The sequence below is a fragment of the Burkholderia metallica genome (genome assembly GCF_902832845.1).
In the GTDB taxonomy this organism is placed as follows: domain Bacteria; phylum Pseudomonadota; class Gammaproteobacteria; order Burkholderiales; family Burkholderiaceae; genus Burkholderia; species Burkholderia metallica.
In genome coordinates, this window is the sequence record NZ_CADFDB010000013.1 from 58,421 (window position 1) to 76,112 (window position 17,692).

Genomic DNA, 17,692 nt, shown 5'->3' on the forward strand with positions numbered 1-17,692 from the left:
GGTGAGATGAAACACACGGGACTGCGGGTGAGGTGTCAGCACGCGTCGAGCGCGGCGCGCACGCGGGACCGCGCGTCACGCGTGAGCGTGAGCAGATCGCCGAGCATGCTGGGCGCGTACCCCCCGCTGCCGATCGACGGGCCGCTTTGCCCGGCCTCGTACGTCCGCTCGGCCAATTTGAGGTGCGGCGCGCGGAAGTGCAGCAGGATTTCGAAGACCCGCTCGAGGGCCGCGAGCCCTGCCCCGACGGGCTCGCCCCGCACGCGGGCCGCCTGCGCGTCGCCGAGCACGCGGTCGACGAGCGCCGGCTTCCCGTCGAACCGGGCGTAGATCGCCCTGAACGCGGGAAGCACATAGGGCAGGTACGTCTCCTTGAATTCCCGATAAGCCGCGTGGTCCGATTGCGAGCCCCACAGCACGTGCTCCAGCACGAAGAGGGGCATTTCCACCGCACCGGGGCCGAGGTAGCTGCGACCCCCCACTTGAATCGGTTCGTAGAAAGGGCGCAGCTCGTCGTAGAAGACTTGCGGCGAGATGAAGCGGTAAGCGTAGACGATCGACTCGACCATTTTCTGAAGATAGGCCGCCAGCTCGACGCACCCTGGCTCGAACGCGGACGAGCGTAGCGGCACGTCGTAAAGCTCGACGGTCAACGCGATGGCCGCCTCGAGGGCCGCCATCGAGATGCGCACGCTCTCGAGCAGGTGCGCTTCGTCGTCGAGCCCGGTGTAGCTGCGCTGCGCGTCGGGCGCCGCGGGGTTCCAGACCGTCACGTGCAGAAGCGTCTCGCGCGGCGGCAGGTCGGTCGCGCGTGCCAGTTCGAGCAGCACCGGCTCGAGCCCGGGCACCACGTCCACGGGCTCGTGTCCGTGCCGCTTGAGCGACCCCAGGAAGAATCCGATGTCCCGCATCGCGGCGGCCGCTTCGACGAAGCCCCAGCCGGCGGGCACGCCGCGCACCGGGAGGAACTCGCGCAACAGCCCGACGATGCCGGGCACATCCTTTTGACGGTTCAGGCCCGGCAGTCGCAGCACGAGCGCGCGCGCCCGCAGCGGATCGCAGGCCGCGACGGCGGCGTGCATGGCCGCCGGTGCGCTTACCCGGTCCAGGGTGCGCTCCACTACCGGATCTCCCGCGGCGCGAGTGCCGGCCGGGGCCGGGGAATCGCCGCTGACTCGACGCGCGTGAGGTTCGCCGGCTGCCGGCATGGCGTGACGAGATACGAAGCGGCCATCCAGCCCGCCGCGCCGCCACCGACGACGGCAGCATTCCTGATCGGATTGCTCATGACACTTCCCATAGGATTTAAACCCGAATGGACTTCTGCGATGGCGGCCAATTGATCGGAACCCAGAATAGACCGACGACCATTTAAAACAAGCTGATACGTTTGACAGGTTTTTATTATTTATTGATCACCGGATTCAATTATTCAAAAACAGATACGCAATTTACCTTGTAATAAATTTTCGGTTCAATTCCATTGATTATTTCAAGATCGCCAAACGGCACCAATTTCCCGCCGCCGCCCGAATTTCATTTAACACTGTCACACTCATGAACGCAGATTCCGATACATCAAATAAATAAACAACCGTTTCAGATTCAAAAACAATCATCCTCTGGATTTTTCCTGTCAAACCTGTCAGTAACCGTAAATAGTGGCGTTAGCATAGACTGCGCAAATGCCAATAAAAACGACAATGACTAATCGGATTGCGCCGCCAAGCTAAACAGCCTGACTCCAGTCAAACGAGAGGACTTATGCGGAATTTGATGAAAAGCATCCTGATTGTGGGCGGAGGGAGCGCGGGATGGATGACTGCCGCCTATCTTTCCAAAGCGTATGGCCACGAGGTCAAAATCTCGCTGATCGAGTCACCCACCATTCCAAAAATCGGCGTAGGCGAAGCAACCATTCCAAATCTGCAAAAAGTATTCTTCGATTTTCTGGGGCTGAAAGAACGGGACTGGATGCCGCACTGCAATGCATCGTTCAAGTCGGCGATCAAATTCATCGGCTGGAACACCAAAAGCGACCCGGCCGATTACTTCTATCACATGTTCGGGCAATTGAAAGAGGTCAACGGCATTCCTCTTTCCCACTATTGGGCGCACCTGAAAAATACGGGACAGACGTCGGAACCGTTCGCGTACGCCTGTTACAACAAGTCGACACTGCTGGACGCCAAGCTTTCACCGAAGGATCGCGACGGCAACTCGCGCATGAGCCATGCATGGCATTTCGATGCGCATCTCGTCGCCAATTACCTCAGAGACCTGTCGGTAAACTGGGGGGTCGAACATATCCAGGGCGAAGTCGTCGAGACGCGGCTGAATGAAGATGGCGGCATCCGGTCGGTGCGACTCCAGTCGGGTGCCGAAATCACCGCGGATTTTTTTGTCGACTGCTCGGGGTTCAAGGGACTTCTGATCAACCGCGCGTTGAAGGAGCCGTTCATCGACATGTCGCGATACCTGCTGTGCGATTCGGCGGTTGCGGCGTCGATCGTCCACGACGACGAAGCCAACGGTGTCGAGCCGTATACGTCGGCGATTGCGATGAGCAACGGCTGGACCTGGAAGATTCCGCTGCTCGGCCGGTTTGGATCGGGCTACGTCTACTCGAGCAGCTTCAGTTCGAAGGACACCGCGACCGAGGATTTCCTGAAGCTCTGGGGTGTCAGGGAAGATCAGGTCAAGCTGAACCACATCAAATTCCGCACCGGACGCAACCGCAGAGCCTGGGTCAAGAACTGCGTGTCGATCGGGCTCGCGTCATGCTTTCTCGAGCCGCTGGAGTCGACCGGGCTCTACTTCATTTATGCGGCGATCTATCAGTTCGCAGCGCATTTCCCGGACGCCACCCTGGACCCCCGCCTCGCGGACGCATTCAACAAGAAGATCGAAGTGATGTTCGACGACTGCCGGGATTTCATCCAGACCCACTACTTCACGACGCAGCGCAACGACTCCGATTTCTGGCGGGCCAACAAGCACGACCTCACGATTTCGGATTCGCTGCGCGAAAAACTCGACGCGTACCACGCGGGGCTCGTCGTCTGCCCGCCGGTGACGGTCGACGAGCGCAACTATTACGGCAACTTCGATCTGGAGTTTGCGAATTTCTGGACCAACAGCAACTACTATTGCATGTTCACCGGCCTGAACTGGATGCCGCAGAAATCCCATCCGAAGCTCGTGTACCACGATGCGTGGATGAAGCAGGCGCTCGCCGAATTCCAGAATCTCAAGCGCGAGGAAGCAGCGCTGTCGGCGACGCTGCCCACCAATTACGACTATCTGCGCAATATCAGAGGCACCCGATCGAGCTGACGGTTACCGGGGGCCGACATCTTCGCGTTGTCTGCCATCTTCTGCTTTGCCGGCGCGATCCTGCCGGGACCGATTTCGACGTCGATCTGGTCCGGCGGGATCGCGAAAACAAGGTTTCTTTTGTACAGCCGGCGCCGCGATATCAGGCAGGGTGATCGTCGGCCCAGCGTGGCATTCAAGCCGGACTCTAAGGGTTTCCAGGCAATACGCTGTCGTTGGAAAAACGAGGCTAGTCCATGTTGACATCGAGTCCTATGCTGCAAATGTCGTTCTACGCCGCCATCGTGCTGCTGGTGCCCGGGCCGACGAACACGCTGCTGCTTTCCGCCGGGCTCAAGCTGAATCTGCGCGGGGCGTGCAGACTGGTCGCGGCGGAGGCGGCAGGTTATGTGACGGCAATCACCGTATGGGGATTTTTTCTCTGGTCGCTGGCGGCGCGATATCCGTGGATCGTCAGTTGCGTCAAGTTGATCAGCGCCCTGTTCATCTTCTACCTCGCGGTGAAGATGTGGTTCAAAGGTGCCGACTTCGACACGACCGACTCGGCGCCGTTGGGCTTCCGGGGGCTTTTCGTGGCGACCTTGATGAATCCCAAGGCCCTGTTGTTTTCAAGCGCGATTTTCCCGGAGTCGGCATTCAGATCGCTCGATGTCTTCCTGTTGTCGACCGGCGTATTCCTGATCACCCTGATTCCGATCGGACTGCTATGGTCGCGGTCGGGGCGGCTTCTGCTCATGAACCGGACGGAGGGTCGACTGGCTTCGATCGTGTTGCGATGCTCGTCGCTCGTGTTGCTGATGTTCGCAGCCACGCTGGCCGGTTCCGTGCTCGATCGATGAGGCAGTCATCGCGCGTGCCTGCCGTCGCTGCCCGCTGCCGGCCGGTCGTGCGACGCGGCGCAGCTCGATGAAGCACGCGCCGAACGCACGGTTCGCACACCGTCAAGCGTCGCGGCTATGGCGCTTGCGCGTGCTTTCCGTTGCGGCTCTGGATTCGTTCAGCAGCATCTCCGCCGCCTGCCACGCACGCGCGGCAGCACGCGCATCCCCGATCGCACGCGCATCCGCGGTCGCCCCGCTCAGCAACATCACGTACACGCCTGCAAGCTGACGTGCGCGGCGACGCGGAATGAGCTCCGACAGCAATTGCTCCATGAGGGCCAGCAGGTCATCGCGATAGCGCACCGCCACGTCGGTCACCTTCGGGCAGGTCGCGCCGAATTCGGCCAGCGCACGCTCGAACAGACAGCCCGCGAACTCCGGGCTGCCGAACCACGTGCCGTACCAGTCGAAAATTCCCTTCAGGCGCGCAGCGGCATGCGGCATGCGGTCAAGCTTGGCGGCGATGCTCTCCATGATGAACGTGTAGCGCTGCTCCAGCACCGCCTTGATCAGATCGTCCTTGCTCGCGAAGTGATGGTAGAGCGTCATGCGGGCAACGTCCGCCTCGGCGATGATCCAGTCGATACCGACCGGATGAAAGCCGTGGCGGGAAAACAGCTCACCTGCCTTGTCGACCACCTGCTGGCGTTTGCTCGCGCGCATTCATGCATCTCCTGACGACTGGGCCGCATCTTAGCATCGCCGCCCGCACTGCTCGTTACCGTCGCGCACGATGTATGGAAGGTCCGAGGACATGCGCACTGCGACGCGACGCGCTGGGCGAACCGGCAAAACATCGTCAGCTGCCACGAAGCCAGACGAATCCGCAGCCTTTCGGATGCGGGCTTCGGCAATACGGGATAACTTCGCCGCTACGACCTCGGCTGATTGCGATACGCAACCCGTGCGGCGTCAGCAAACGCCCTCCCCGAGCCGATACGCGCATCGCGTCCCACGTGCGTAGCGCGTGCGCGCCCGGCCGGCATCCACTCCGGCCGCCCATGCCGCTGCTCGCAGCGGTTTCAGCAAGGCACCCGGCCGCCGTTCATCATGCACCAGCGCTGCGTGTCCTGTTGCGGGGGCGCATACGGCAGTCCGGTCCTCGGATCGATGTGATCGTACTGGCCCATCGGGTGTTGCGCCCTCCACGCGGCCTGGTCGGCATACTGTTTCGCGATCGCGGCTTGCTCTCGTGCGAGGTCTGCCTTCTGCGCGTCGTCCATTTTCTTCGTCATGGTCACGAGCCGTGCGAATTTCGGATCGCGCACATCCTGCAGGGGCGGAAACGGGGGCGCAGGCGGCATGATGAGCACAGGGCCGGTGTATTTCGGAATCGGCAACCTGGATGGCCGGCCAAAGTTCGCCGCCCTATCCATCTCCCACAGCGCAGCGTCCATTCCGAGCACATGTTCGTAGTCGCGATTGACGACTGCCAGCGTGACCGGCCCCGACGGCGCCGGCAACGGCTGCAGGGAAGGCGGCAGCGTCTGTCGGGCGTCGGGATAGATGGTGCGGGCATACGCGATTGCAGCGACGGAGTATTGCTGGAGGACCGCCTCGTACGCGTCCAGTATCTGCGCGCGGCCATAGCCGCCGGGATTCTCGAACATCGGCTTGTAGGCCAACATCTTCCGGCTGTACAACGCATTCGCATTGCGCTGCTCTGCGACAAACTGCTGTTGCGGATCGGCCGGCGCAGACGCCGACAGCGGCGCGCACCCCGATAGCACGCCGGCGACAAGCAGCAGCCCGGCTGTCGCGCGAACAGCCGACGGGCATAGACGCGACATATCGGCGATCGCCCGGTTGAGCGAGGCAAACAGAACAGAGGTTTTCTTGATCGCGCTGGTCGGCATCGAACGGTGTCTCGAAGGCTGGGTCATTTTTGGGAGGTCCTGATCGCGACCGTGAATGCGATGCGTCGCAGTAGAAAAGGAAATCGGCACTCGGCCGTCTTTGGGGCCAACCGTTAATCCAGCGCACATCGCACAGGCTGCCGAGATCGACGAACGATGTCAGCAATCCCGTGCAAGTCGGACATGCCGCGAGCGCATTGCGGGCAAGTCCCTCATCGATGTCGGTCCGGTCGTTGTGCACGCACTCGTACCGCCCCGAACACGCGGCCCCGGCACCCGACGGGTATCGGGTGCGCTTCTTCATCAATCGAGAGGCGCGACATGATGAATGTATACTAGTCGATCTACTTTGACTAGAATCGCGATCAGCGTAACTGACGCAATCGGCGCGGGCATAACGGCCGCCGTGTTTTTACTTCTCGATATATTTTCCGATCCTGATATCTGGGAAATGAACACGTTTCAAAAATGTGCGGCTCGGCAATTGATACCCGCCCGTAATGCGCGCGACAGGCAAACCCATGTGCGCCATGTCTTGAACACCGCCCTCTGCGGATCGCCCGCCGCGCCGTGCGCGAGTGCTGCCGTTCACGCATCATCGGCTGCCTCGCGCTGACCGCCGCGCAAACCCGGAGCGCCTGATGCAACGCCTGCCCATGCGACCCCCGTCCCTCATCCTGCGTGCGCTATGCGCCGGCGTCCTGTTGATCGACCTGAACGCGTGCCAGCGCGCCGCGCCGTCCGCCAGCCCGGCGGCGGCACCCGCGTCCGTGGCGTCCTTGGCCGCCCATGCGCCGGAAACGGCCGCGGTATTGCCGCTGCAAGCGCTGTTGAGCGTATTCGGCGGTGCCAAGCCGGCAACCTGGACGGCGTTCGACGACGTGCCCGGTGTGCACTGGAGCGACGCGAAGCCGCTCGGCAATCCGGACAGCCACTCCCCCGACACCACGCACTACCGTGGCGGCAGCCTGCTGCTCGCCGGCTTCGGCGACGTGGATGTCCCGGACGGCAAGGCCGGTGACGAAGCCGGCGTCAAAAAGGACAACGAAGGCCACGTCGGCGTCGTACTCAACGGCAACGCGGCCGCCGTCCTGTCGATCGCATTGCGCAAGTTCTACCCGAGCGACGACACGCAGGACATTCTGCTGCGTCAGTTCGGCGGCGATGCCAAGGTCAAGCGCATCGCCGGCCGATGTGCGTTCGACTACGGCACCACGGCGCCGAACGTGCAAGATAACGTGTTCTACCGGGTCAGCATCGGCAGCGCTGCCGTGCCGGTGTTTGCGGAAACCTACGTCGAAGAGGAAGGCGGCAGTCAGGGGCCGGGAGCGACGAATTTCGTGTTCTACCGCACCCGGCCGGACCAACGTATCGCGAAGATGCAGTGCAAGGGCGCCGACGCCTGAGCAGGAACGCTTCGGCATCGCGATCGTGGCCGAATCGACACATTGACCTGACCCTCAAAACCATCCGGACTACTTATCGGATGGATGACGTCGGTTCGACGCGATGGCGACACGGGGAATCAGTCTCATGAGTTTCGGATACCTGATCATGGAAACCGCAGACAGGATGCCCTCGCGCATCTAACGTCGCTCCAGGCAGCCGCCGCGCGGGTCGTTGCACAGACCGGCCTTATCCATAGCGATCAGGCAAATGGCGAGCCCGAGCGCCGGATGCGACGCGCGTGTCAGGGTCGCGCGCGAGGCCCTGCGCGAACACCTTCAGACCTTCGAGCAACGGGGTCATCGCATCCCACAGCGCTTCGTCGTGCAGCAGCCGGTACACGCCGCGCACACCGGGCGCGACGTGTTCGTGCTGCGACGGCTGCCACGCGCCGACGTGATGCAGCGCGTCGGCGGCCGCGAACGCGGCCTTGCCGAACTGCTCGGGTGGAATGCGCGACAGCGCCGTCACCAGCACCGCCAGATTCTGCACGCCGCTCTGCATGCCCGGCTTGTCGAGCGCGTCGACGAACGTGCCGGCCAGCTGCGCGTTCGCGCTGACGATTTCGTTGGCGACATGCAGGAAGCCGTGCCGGTGCAGGCTGCCGAGCAGATGTTCGAGCGCGTCGTGCGCGCCGGGCTCCGCGTGCGGAGGTGTGTCGTCGGGGGACAGGCGTTCGGTCATCGGCCGTGCTCCGGATGAGGCGTCGCAGCCGCGCCGCAGGCAACGGCGATCGCAAGATTCAACAACGGGTTCGAAGATGTTCCGGTATTCATGTTGGCACCGTAGGGCAGCCCCCGAACGACCGGGTATCGTCGCAACGTCAAGCATGTGCCGTTCCCCGGGCGTTTGCGTCGGCGGCGGCCGGTGCATCGCGGGCGCCGCGGGTTCACACCGCGACGCCGGACAGAAATGACAAGCGCTTGAAAAAGCGTCCGCGAATCCCGCGCCAGCCGCTGCGCCGTCGCGTAGCCGCGCGTCAGGATTCAGGCGAGCGGTCGGCCGGCTCCCCATCGCGTCCGGGCTCATTGTCGTCACCCCGTTCGGCGACCCGCTTCGCCAGGTTGAGGTAGGTCTGGGCCATCGCGCGCAGTTCTTCTTCCGACGCGTCCTCGATCCCGATCAGCCGGTCGCTTGCCGCATGCGTGACGGCGACGAGTTCGTCGAGCTTCAGATGCATCGCGACGCTGTCGCGATTCTGGTTGCGCTGCAGCAGGAACACCATCAGGAACGTAATGATCGTCGTCCCGGTATTGATGACGAGCTGCCACGCGTCCGAATAGTGGAACAGCGGCCCGGTGACGAGCCACAGCACCGTAATGGCGACCGCGCTGCCGAATGCGACCGGCGAACCGGCCCAGACGGTCACGCGCGACGCAAACCGTTCGAACGCGCGCGTGACGGGATGCTCGACCGTGACCGCTCGCGGGTCGGACACGGTCCGGTCGGGTGCGCCCGACCGGGCGCGGGGTGAATCGTCTGCTGCTTGCATGGCGTCTCCCGGATACGAGTCTCGATCTCGGCGCACGCGCGAGCCCGCCGCGCGCGATGGCACGGGGTTCGGTCCCGTATGCCGGCGCCACCGACGAAGGAGCAGCTTGCGTGCCCGGCTGCGTGGCCTGCGCCGAAAGCGCCCCGGCTCATCGCCACCGCGCTCGCACACGCGCTTCGCCGAGCGCGGCGAGCGCGCGCATACGGTCGGCGGTGCGGCACACATCCGATCACCACCCGCTGGTCGCGCGGATGCGCGCGCCGGCCACGGTGAACGCAATCGATGCCACGAGCCTGCGCGGTCCGCCATGAGCGGGGTCAGGCGTTGCAATGCGCGTGCGTGCAAGCCAGCGGCGTTGCCGGAACGAATCCCGGCTCATGACGTGCAACTCTCCCGCCCGACAATGAACCCACGGCGCGCTTCACTGCCGTCGCGTTCGTCCGATCACATCGAGCGACCGACCCGCTTTCCCCCTTTCACGACCACTCTTCCGGCGGCAACGGCCCGCCGTCGTCCTCCCACAACGGCTGAGCCGTCTCGTCGCCTTTACCCGCGGTGCCGGCCGTCACCGGCCCGCTCTTCGTTGCCGGCTTCCGCGCCGGCCGCGTGCCGCGCGACGCCGCTCCTGCGTTGCGCTCGCGCGTGGGCGCCACGGTGCGCTTCGCGCCCGCGCGCCCCTCGTCGATCGATTCGGCCTGCTTCGGCGGCCGTGCCTGCGAAGTCGCGTTCGTGCTCCTCTCCCGTCTCAACGATCAAGCAGCCGACCCGCAAGACCGATGCCCGCGCCGGGCAGGCGGATTGCTCCATCCGTCGGGTCCAGCTCATCGCCCGGAGACGACCATGCCGACCGACCGCCCCACGCCGCCTGCCACGCGCCACCGCCTCGGCGAATGGATGGCCCGCGAAGAAGCACACATGGCCGCCTTCCGCGACAAGGTCGCAGCCGATGCGCGCGCGCATGCGGGCGACCGGCTGCGTACGCCGGCCGTGCAGGAATTCGCACGGCTGTTCGACGACGACGCATTGCTGCGCATGAGCGTCGTGCGCGCGATCGACGAAGCGGCGGAGGCGGGCCATCGGCTCGGCTATGCATCCGTCGGCGAGCTGATGACCGTGCTGGATTTCCTGATGACCTACACGCCGCCGTTCAGCGAAGCGAGCCTGATCGTGTGCCCGATCAACGCGTTTCTCGACTGGCCGATGTGCATGCCGTCGGGCCATGCGCTGTTTCGCGACGCCACCGTCAACGCGCATCTGCAACGCATGCTGAACGTATGGTGCGACTTCCTCGGCGGCCCGCACTCGCGCGCGCATCTCGACACGTCGGCACCCGACGGCTGGTTCTGCGACGCCGCGCGCGAGCGCGTCGGGCTGTCGCAGTTCCAGTATCGCGACGACCTGCCGTACTGGGGCTTCACGTCGTGGAACGACTTCTTCACGCGGCGCTTTCGCGACGGCGCGCGCCCCGTCGCGGCTCCCGACGATCCGCACGTGATCGTCAGCCCGTGCGAGGCGGCCCCGTATCACACCGAATCGAACGTGAAGCTGCGCGACCGGTTCTGGTTCAAGGAGCAGCCGTATTCGCTGCGCGACATCTTCACGCCCGCATGGCTGTCGCTCGCCGAGCGCTTCGTCGGCGGCGACCTGTATCAGGCGTACCTGAGCGCATACAACTACCATCGCTGGCATGCACCGGTGCGCGGCGTCGTCACGCATGCGTACCGGGTCCACGGCACCTACTACTCCGTCGCGGACGCGGAAGGCCCCGACCCGGCCGGGCTGAACGACTCGCAGGGCTACATGACGGCCGTCGCGACGCGCGCGGTGGTCGCGATCGCGTGCGACGATCCGGGCATCGGCACCGTGGCGGCCGTGTTCGTCGGCATGGGCGACGTATCGTCCTGCGTGATCGACGTCGTGCCCGGCCAGCGGGTCGACAAGGGCGACGAGATCGGCTATTTCCAGTTCGGCGGCTCGACCTGTTGCCTGCTGTTCGAAGCCGGCGTGATCGACCGGTTCCTGCATGCGCCGCCGCTCGCCGGCGACGCGCCCGTCGTGCCGGTCAATTCAGCGGTCGCGGTCGCCCGCTGAGTCGCGCGCCGCCCGTCAGGCCCGCACATCTCGCGCGGGCAGCGGTGCAATGTTTTCAACGATTTGTAATGCCGCCGCGCGAACGCCGCGCCGTCGACCGCCGGCCGATCGCTGGCCGACGCGGGTTCACGCCGCCTGCGGCGCCAGCGAATCGATCAGCGCGCCGTTGAACGCGGGCAGGTCGTCGGGCTTGCGGCTGGTGATGAAAGGGCCGTCGCGTACGACTTCCTGATCGACCCACTTGCCGCCCGCATGACGGATGTCGTCCTGCAGGCTCGGCCAGCTCGTCATCGTGCGGCCTTCCACGAGGCCGCAGGACACGAGCAGCCAGCCGCCGTGGCAGATCGCCGCGACCGGCTTGCCGGCGCCGACGGCCGCCGTCACGAACTCACGCGCGGCCGTCACCATCCGGATCGCGTCGCCGTTCACGACCCCGCCGGGCAGCACGACCGCGTCGTAATCGCCCTCGCGCACCTCGTCGAACGTATGATCGACCTTCACGCGCTTGCCCTTCTCGACGTGCCTGAAGCCCTGGATCTCGCCCGCTTCCTCCGAAATCACGTCGACCTGCGCGCCTTCGGCCGCCAGTGCGCGCTGCGGTTCGACGAGTTCGGCTTCCTCGAAACCATCGACCGCGAGGATCGCCACCTTGCAATGTTCCAGCCTTCCGCTCATGAAATCCTCCGTCAGTGATGCGGCACGCGTCGTGCCGAGCCGGTCTTGCAGCAAGCGGCGTGCCGATCGTGCCGACGGGATGCGCGCGGCAGACCCGGCGAATGCTTGCGCGCCCCGACGCGCGCGGGTGTCGCGCTTCCAGAGTCCGCCGGACGTCGGCGGTCGGCGGCAGTCGGCGGCGACACTGCGCTACTGCAGGCGACTTGCGGCGTCCGGCATCGCGTCGGTCACTTCGATCACGAGGCGGACATTCCTGCCCCATCGACTCGGCAACGCGCATGCCGTCGTCGGCAAGCTGGCGCGGCACGCGGCTTGCGTCGCTGTACCGCGTACGGACCCCTGTGTCCGCCACCGTCTGTCACTTTTACGGAGTCCTCGTTATGCCTTCCGCTTCCGCTGCGCACGGCAAGCGCCGCACGCGACGCCCGGGCCGCGCCCGCAGCACCGCCCCGACCCACCGCAAGCGCTGGTCCGGCGAAGTCACGCAAACAAGCGACGCGCTCGACATCGAGCCCGACATCTTCAAATCCGACGATCCGGCCGCCATCGCCGCGTCGCTGAAGCATTCGGCCGAACACAGCCGCCGCCGCAAGGCGTCGCCGTTCCAGTCGGCGATGTCGATGTTGAATTTCTACGTGAACCGGGCGGGCCGCAATTTGCCGAAGACGCGCCGCGCGACCCTCGAACGCGCGAAGCGGAAACTGCGCGAGGCGTTCGGCCGCAAGCCCTGAGCGGCTTGCGCGCCCGTCCTGCCAACCATCGATAGCCGTACACATGCACGAAACGCTCTGGTACCTGATCGTCGGCGCCGTGCTGATGGGCATGGGCCTCGCGGCGTCCGCGCTGCGCCACCTGCCGTGCAGCACCGCGATGATCTATCTCGCGCTCGGCGTCGCGCTCGGCCCCGCCGGCGCCGGTCTGCTGCATCTCGATCTCGAACGCGACGCGCGGCTGCTGCGCGAAATCGTCGAAGTCGCGCTGCTCGTGTCGCTGTTCGCGATCGGGCTGCGGCTGCGCGTGCCGCTCACCGACCGGCTATGGCTCGTGCCGTGCCGCCTCGGGCTGCTCGCGATGATCGTCACGGTGCCGCTGCTCGCCGCATGCGCGGTGCTCGCGCTCGGGCTCGACTGGGGCCCCGCGCTGCTGCTTGCCGCGATCCTCGCGCCGACCGACCCCGTGCTCGCGCACGACGTGCAGGTGCACGACCCGGGCGATCGCGACCTGGTGCGCTTCGCGCTGTCAGGCGAAGGCGGCCTGAACGACGGCGTCGCGCTTCCGTTCGCGCTGGCGGGGCTCGCGCTGTGCGGTACACGCGACGCGACGGAGGGACTGCCGCCGCTGTCCGGCGCGTTCGCGCTCGTCACGCTGTGGGGTATCGCGGGCGCGGCCGCGATCGGCGGCGGCCTCGGTTGGGCGGCCACCAAGACGATCGGCTGGCTGCGCACGCGTCATGCACAGGCGCTCGGCCTCGAGGGCTTCTTCGCGCTCGCGCTGATCGTGCTGTCGTTCGGCGCCGCGCAGCTCGCGCACACGTTCGGCTTCATCGCGGCATTCGCGGCGGGCGTCGCGATGCGCCGCGTCGAGCATCGTGCGAGCGGCGACCGCATGCCGCGCGAAGTGATCGGCCGGATCGATTCGGCAGACGTCGTCGCCACCGAGCAGCATCCGGACAAAGCGCATGCGTTCATGACCGAATCCGTACTCGGGTTCACGATCGAACTCGAACGGATCGCGGAAGCCGTCGTGATGACGATGATCGGCAGCGTGCTCGCGACGCTGCCCGGCCCGCTGATCACCGTGGGCGCCGCGATGCTGGCCGCCATGCTGTTCGTCGTCGTGCGCCCGCTGGCCGTGCTCGCCACGCTCACCGGCTCGCCCGCGACGCATGCGCAGCGGCGGCTGATGGCATGGTTCGGCATCCGCGGGATCGGTTCGTTCTACTACCTGCTGTATGCGCTGGAACACGGGCCGTCGAATGTGGTGCGCCCGCTCGCGGCGCCGGTGCTGGCCGTGGTGTCGGCATCGGTGATCGCGCACGGCATCTCGGCGACGCCGCTGATGAACTGGTACCACCGGCTGCAGCAGCGGCGCTGATGCACCCGCGCTCAGGCTCACGCATCGGCGCCCAGCTTGGCGCGCATCGCCGCGGTGATGCGCTGACGCGCGTTCGCATAACCTTCCCACGGGTCGCGCGTCAATGCGTCGAGGCGTTCGTGCAGCGTGTCGATCGTCCACTGCGCGCCACCGGTCGTCGCAGGCACCTCGTCCCAGTCGAGCGGCACCGACACGCCCAACCCGGGCCGCGCGCGCACCGAGTACGCGGCGATCGTGCTCGCGCCGCGCCCGTTGCGCAGGTAGTCGACGAAGATCTTGCCGCGCCGGTGACGCGGCCCCATCGTCGCGGTGAAGCGCTCGGGCAGCGTGCCGGCGACGTGCTGCGCCACCGCGCGCGAAAATGCCTTCACGTCGTCCCAGCCCGCGTGGCGCGTGAGCGGCACGACGACGTGCAGCCCCTTGCCGCCGCTCGTCTTGCAGAACGACACGAGCCCGAGCGCGTTGAGCAGCCCGCGCACGAGCTGCGCGGCGTCGATCATCGCACGCCACGGCAGCGCCGGATCGGGATCGAGGTCGAACACCATGCGGTCCGGCCGCTCGATGTTCGACGCATGCGCGTTCCATGTGTGCAGCTCGATCGTGCCCATCTGCGCGGCGCCGAGCAGCGCGTCGACGCTGTCGATCGACAGCAGCGGCCCGTGGCCCGGGTCGAGCCCGTCGTGCTGCGTGACGAACGGAATCTCGCGGCGCTCCGCATGCTTCTGGAAGAACAGCTCGCCGCCGATGTCGCCCGGGGCGCGCACGAGCGACACGGGCCGGCCTTTCAGATCCGGCAGCAGCCACGGCGCGACCCATTGCCAGTAATGCGCGAGATCGATCTTGCGCGTGCCGCTTTGCGGGTCGAGCACGCGGTCGGGGTGCGTGATGCGCACGCGGCCGACGTGGTCGGCGGCCTCGTCGTGCGACTTTCCTGAAGACGCGGACGAGCGCGCGCTTCTGCGCCCCGTGTCCGTCTTTCTTGCCGGCGGGGAAGATTCGTGCGCTGCGCGCGGTTCGTTCATGGTCGTCTCCGTTCCGGTTGGCTTTGGCACTTCGCGGACGATCTGCCGCGCCGGCTTGTCTTCGCGCAGCGCGATGAACGCAGCCTGCCGCACGATGCCGTCGCCCGTCCATTCCGCGAATTCGCATTCGGCGACGAGCGTCGGCTCGACCCAGTGGACACGCGTGCGAGAACGTTCGCGCGGCGGCGGATCGAACGGCGGCGTCGCGCGCTCGTGCCGGCGCAGCAGCGCGGCGAGCCGGTCGAGCATGCGCGTATCGAAGCCGGTGCCGACGCGGCCGACATAGCGCAACGGCGGCGCGCCGCGCTGCCGCTTGCCGCCCGCGGGCGGCTCGTGGACGCCGAGCAGCAGCGCGCCGAAGCCGTGCCGGCTGCCCGACGGCTCGGTGTAGCCGCCGATCACGAACTCCTGCCGGCGCCGGCATTTCAGCTTGATCCACGTGGACGAGCGGCCGCCGCGATAGCGGGAATCCGCGCGCTTGCCGATCAGCCCTTCGAGCCCCGTGTCGCACGCGTTCGCGAACAGCGCGGCGACGTCGTCGCCGAGGTCGGGCGAATCGCGCAGCCGCGCGGGATCGCTGCCGGCGAGCAAGGGCCCGAGCAGCGCGCGACGCGCGGTGAGCGGCGCATCGCGCAGGTCGTAGCCGTCGAGATACGGCAGGTCGAACACGAACAGCGTCACCGCCTCCGAGCGGCCCGCGCCGAGCGCGTTCTGCAGTGCCTGGAAATTGGGCAGGCCATTCTCGCCGAGCACGACCGCCTCGCCGTCGAGCCACGCGTTGTCGACGTCGAGCGCGGCGAGCGCGTCGCGCTGCACGCGCAATTTCGCGGTCCAGTCGCGACCTTCGCGCGTCATCAGCGTGACGTGCCGCCGCGTGCCGCGGCCCGCGATCCGCGCCAGGATCCGGTAACCGTCGAATTTCACTTCGTAGCGCCAGTCGTCCTGAGCGGGCGGTGTATCGACCAGTGTCGCGAGTTGCGGCGCGATCCGGTCGGGCAACGCGGCGCGCACTGCGCCTTCCACGCGCGACGGATCGACCGCGGTCGTGCTCGCCCCGCCGTCATGCGGCGCCGCAGCCGACGCCGGGGGCGAGCCGTGCACGCTGCCCGGCCGCTGCGCGACCACGTCGAATGCTTGCGCATCGCGTGCGTCGTCGTCACGCTCCTTGATCAGCAGCCATTGCTCCTGGCGCCCCTGCTGCCGCCCGCTGCGCACCAGCGCCCAGCCCCCGTGCAGCTTCGTGCCGTCGAGCCGGAACGTCAGCTTGCCGGCACGATAGCCGGCGCGTGCCTGTGCGATGCCGCCATCGGGCGTCCACGTGCCTTCGTCCCATACGGTGACCGAGCCGGCGCCGTAGTGCCCGGCCGGGATCTCGCCTTCGAACGACGCGTATTCGAGCGGATGATCCTCGACGTGCACGGCCAGCCGCTTCACCGACGGGTCGACGCTCGGCCCCTTCGGTATGGCCCATGACTTCAGCGTGCCGTCGAGTTCGAGCCGGAAGTCGTAGTGCAGCCGCCGCGCATGGTGCTCCTGGATCACGAAGCGCAGCGGCCGGGCCGTGCGCGCGGCCGCGCCCGACTTCCGCGCAGGCCGGGCCTTCGGGGTATCGCGGGCCGTCCGCGCATTCGCGTCGGCATGCGCGCGCCGCCGCCCGTGCGCGCCCTGCGGCTCCGGCGTCGCATCGAAGCGGCGCTTGCGGCGATAGGGGTCGAGCTTGCCGGCCATCACGTCACCCTCCGTGCGGCGCCGTCACGCGGCGTGCTTGCGGCGCACGGCGGTCTTCTTCGCCGCGTGCGTGGCGCTCGCGCCGTGCTTCGCGGCCGCGCGTTTAGATGCCGTCTTCGTCGCGCCTTTCGCGGTACTTTTCGCGGCCGCTTTCGCCGCCCCTTTCGCGGCCCCTTTCGCCGCCGGCTTGCGCCGCGCGCCGGCCGCACGCGCAGGCGGCCGCGCGTCCTCGCCGTCGTCCTCGTCGTCGCCCGTGCGCGATCCACGCGCACCGCCGCCCTTCAGGCTGCGCTTCAGAAGCTCGGTGAGGTCGAGCACGTTGGTCGCCGTGCGCGCCGTCTGCGCGGGGCGGTCCTCGATTTCCTCGATGCGGCCCGCGTGCACCTTGCGCTCGACCAGCTCGAGGATGTCGTCGCGGAACGTGTCGTGATACTCGTCCGGCGTCCACGAGCCGGCCATGTCGTCGATCAGCTTCTTCGCCATCGCGAGTTCGCGCGCACTGACGCCCGCGCGCTTCGCGTCCTCGACCGGCGTCGACAACTCGTCGAGCGGGCGCAGTTCCTCCTGCCAGCGCAGCGTATCGAGCGCGAGCAGCGGGCCCACCGGAATCAGCGCGCCGAGATGCTGGCGGTCGCGTATCACGAGGTGCGCGATACCGATCTTGCCGCTGTCCTTCAGCGCGTCGCGCAGCAGCGCGTAGACCTTCTCGCCCTTGCGGTCCGGCACGAGGTAGTACGGCGTGTCGAGATACAGGAACGACACGGCATCCGCGTCGACGAACGTGACGATGTCGACGGTCTGCGTCGATTCGGGGTTCGCCGCGCGGATCTCGTCGTCGGTCAGCACGACGTAGCGCTCCTTCTCGTACTCGTAGCCGCGCACGATGTCCTCGCGCGTGACTTCCTTGCCGGTGCGCTTGTTGATCTGCCGGTAGCCGACCGGGTCCATCGAGCGCTTGTCGAGCAGCCGGAACGACGGCTTCACGGTGCGCGTGGCCGGGAACAGCTGCACGGGCACGTGAACGAGCCCGAAGCTGATCGCGCCTTTCCAGATCATGCGTGCCATCGATGT

The 17,692-nt window shown here is 66.5% G+C and carries 15 protein-coding genes and 1 pseudogene; 6 read left to right on the forward strand and 10 right to left on the reverse strand.

The window, feature by feature from the left end:
- Positions 1-35: 35 nt before the first annotated feature.
- Together HWX08_RS29045 and HWX08_RS29050 are read right to left on the reverse strand one after the other, a co-directional pair.
- Entirely contained in the window at positions 36-1,121 is a 1,086-nt protein-coding gene (locus HWX08_RS29045) for a monodechloroaminopyrrolnitrin synthase PrnB family protein (RefSeq protein WP_174920805.1), read from the reverse strand.
- Between the two features lie 35 nt (positions 1,122-1,156).
- Positions 1,157-1,288 (reverse strand): annotated as a pseudogene (locus HWX08_RS29050) (tryptophan 7-halogenase); the annotation flags it as partial.
- A 488-nt stretch (positions 1,289-1,776) separates the two neighbouring features.
- Here HWX08_RS29050 and HWX08_RS29055 point away from each other — a divergent pair.
- Complete coding sequence (locus HWX08_RS29055) at positions 1,777-3,336, forward strand: tryptophan halogenase family protein (protein WP_208454967.1); 1,560 nt, start codon at positions 1,777-1,779, stop codon at positions 3,334-3,336.
- 236 nt (positions 3,337-3,572) lie between these two features.
- The gene (locus HWX08_RS29060; RefSeq protein ID WP_174920802.1) at positions 3,573-4,175 is read left to right on the forward strand and encodes a LysE family translocator; all 603 of its coding nucleotides are present in this window, start codon (positions 3,573-3,575) and stop codon (positions 4,173-4,175) included.
- 102 nt (positions 4,176-4,277) lie between these two features.
- Here the strand turns inward: HWX08_RS29060 and HWX08_RS29065 are convergent, their stop codons facing one another.
- Together HWX08_RS29065 and HWX08_RS29070 are read right to left on the reverse strand one after the other, a co-directional pair.
- On the reverse strand, positions 4,278-4,880 hold the full coding sequence (locus tag HWX08_RS29065; protein ID WP_174920801.1) for a TetR/AcrR family transcriptional regulator: 603 nt from the start codon (positions 4,878-4,880) through the stop codon (positions 4,278-4,280).
- A 359-nt stretch (positions 4,881-5,239) separates the two neighbouring features.
- Complete coding sequence (locus HWX08_RS29070) at positions 5,240-6,073, reverse strand: hypothetical protein (protein ID WP_244122791.1); 834 nt, start codon at positions 6,071-6,073, stop codon at positions 5,240-5,242.
- A 641-nt stretch (positions 6,074-6,714) separates the two neighbouring features.
- Here HWX08_RS29070 and HWX08_RS29075 point away from each other — a divergent pair.
- Positions 6,715-7,479 carry a hypothetical protein gene (locus tag HWX08_RS29075; RefSeq protein WP_174920799.1) on the forward strand — a complete coding sequence of 255 codons (765 nt, stop codon included), beginning with the start codon at positions 6,715-6,717 and terminating at the stop codon, positions 7,477-7,479.
- Positions 7,480-7,708: 229 nt separating this feature from the next.
- Here the strand turns inward: HWX08_RS29075 and HWX08_RS29080 are convergent, their stop codons facing one another.
- The 3 genes from HWX08_RS29080 to HWX08_RS29090 all read right to left on the reverse strand — a co-directional run bounded on the left by HWX08_RS29080 (position 7,709) and on the right by HWX08_RS29090 (position 9,760).
- The gene (locus tag HWX08_RS29080) at positions 7,709-8,203 is read right to left on the reverse strand and encodes a DUF1641 domain-containing protein (protein ID WP_174920798.1); all 495 of its coding nucleotides are present in this window, start codon (positions 8,201-8,203) and stop codon (positions 7,709-7,711) included.
- A gap of 295 nt (positions 8,204-8,498) precedes the next feature.
- Positions 8,499-9,011: a low affinity iron permease family protein gene (locus HWX08_RS29085; protein WP_174920797.1), complete on the reverse strand. Its 513-nt coding sequence runs from the start codon at positions 9,009-9,011 to the stop codon at positions 8,499-8,501.
- 476 nt (positions 9,012-9,487) lie between these two features.
- Positions 9,488-9,760: a hypothetical protein gene (locus tag HWX08_RS29090; protein WP_244122790.1), complete on the reverse strand. Its 273-nt coding sequence runs from the start codon at positions 9,758-9,760 to the stop codon at positions 9,488-9,490.
- 91 nt (positions 9,761-9,851) lie between these two features.
- On the opposite strand from HWX08_RS29090, the gene HWX08_RS29095 reads away from it, so the two are divergent.
- A complete protein-coding gene (locus HWX08_RS29095; RefSeq protein WP_174920796.1) occupies positions 9,852-11,102 on the forward strand; it encodes a phosphatidylserine decarboxylase family protein in 1,251 nt (416 codons plus the stop codon).
- A 126-nt stretch (positions 11,103-11,228) separates the two neighbouring features.
- Here HWX08_RS29095 and HWX08_RS29100 read toward each other — a convergent pair whose 3' ends face one another.
- The gene (locus tag HWX08_RS29100; RefSeq protein ID WP_069258767.1) at positions 11,229-11,777 is read right to left on the reverse strand and encodes a type 1 glutamine amidotransferase domain-containing protein; all 549 of its coding nucleotides are present in this window, start codon (positions 11,775-11,777) and stop codon (positions 11,229-11,231) included.
- A gap of 380 nt (positions 11,778-12,157) precedes the next feature.
- Between HWX08_RS29100 and HWX08_RS29105 the strand changes: the two genes are divergently transcribed.
- Positions 12,158-12,508, forward strand: a complete 351-nt coding sequence (locus tag HWX08_RS29105) for a DUF3175 domain-containing protein (protein ID WP_174920795.1) — start codon at positions 12,158-12,160, stop codon at positions 12,506-12,508.
- A gap of 43 nt (positions 12,509-12,551) precedes the next feature.
- Complete coding sequence (locus HWX08_RS29110) at positions 12,552-13,871, forward strand: cation:proton antiporter domain-containing protein (protein WP_174920794.1); 1,320 nt, start codon at positions 12,552-12,554, stop codon at positions 13,869-13,871.
- 17 nt (positions 13,872-13,888) lie between these two features.
- On the opposite strand, the gene ligD is transcribed toward HWX08_RS29110, so the two are convergent.
- Both ligD and ku read right to left on the reverse strand, forming a co-directional pair.
- Positions 13,889-16,621, reverse strand: coding sequence for a DNA ligase D (gene ligD / locus HWX08_RS29115; protein ID WP_174920851.1), 2,733 nt, complete (start codon positions 16,619-16,621; stop codon positions 13,889-13,891).
- A gap of 24 nt (positions 16,622-16,645) precedes the next feature.
- Entirely contained in the window at positions 16,646-17,686 is a 1,041-nt protein-coding gene (gene ku / locus HWX08_RS29120) for a non-homologous end joining protein Ku (RefSeq protein WP_174920793.1), read from the reverse strand.
- Between the last annotated feature and the right edge of the window lie 6 nt (positions 17,687-17,692).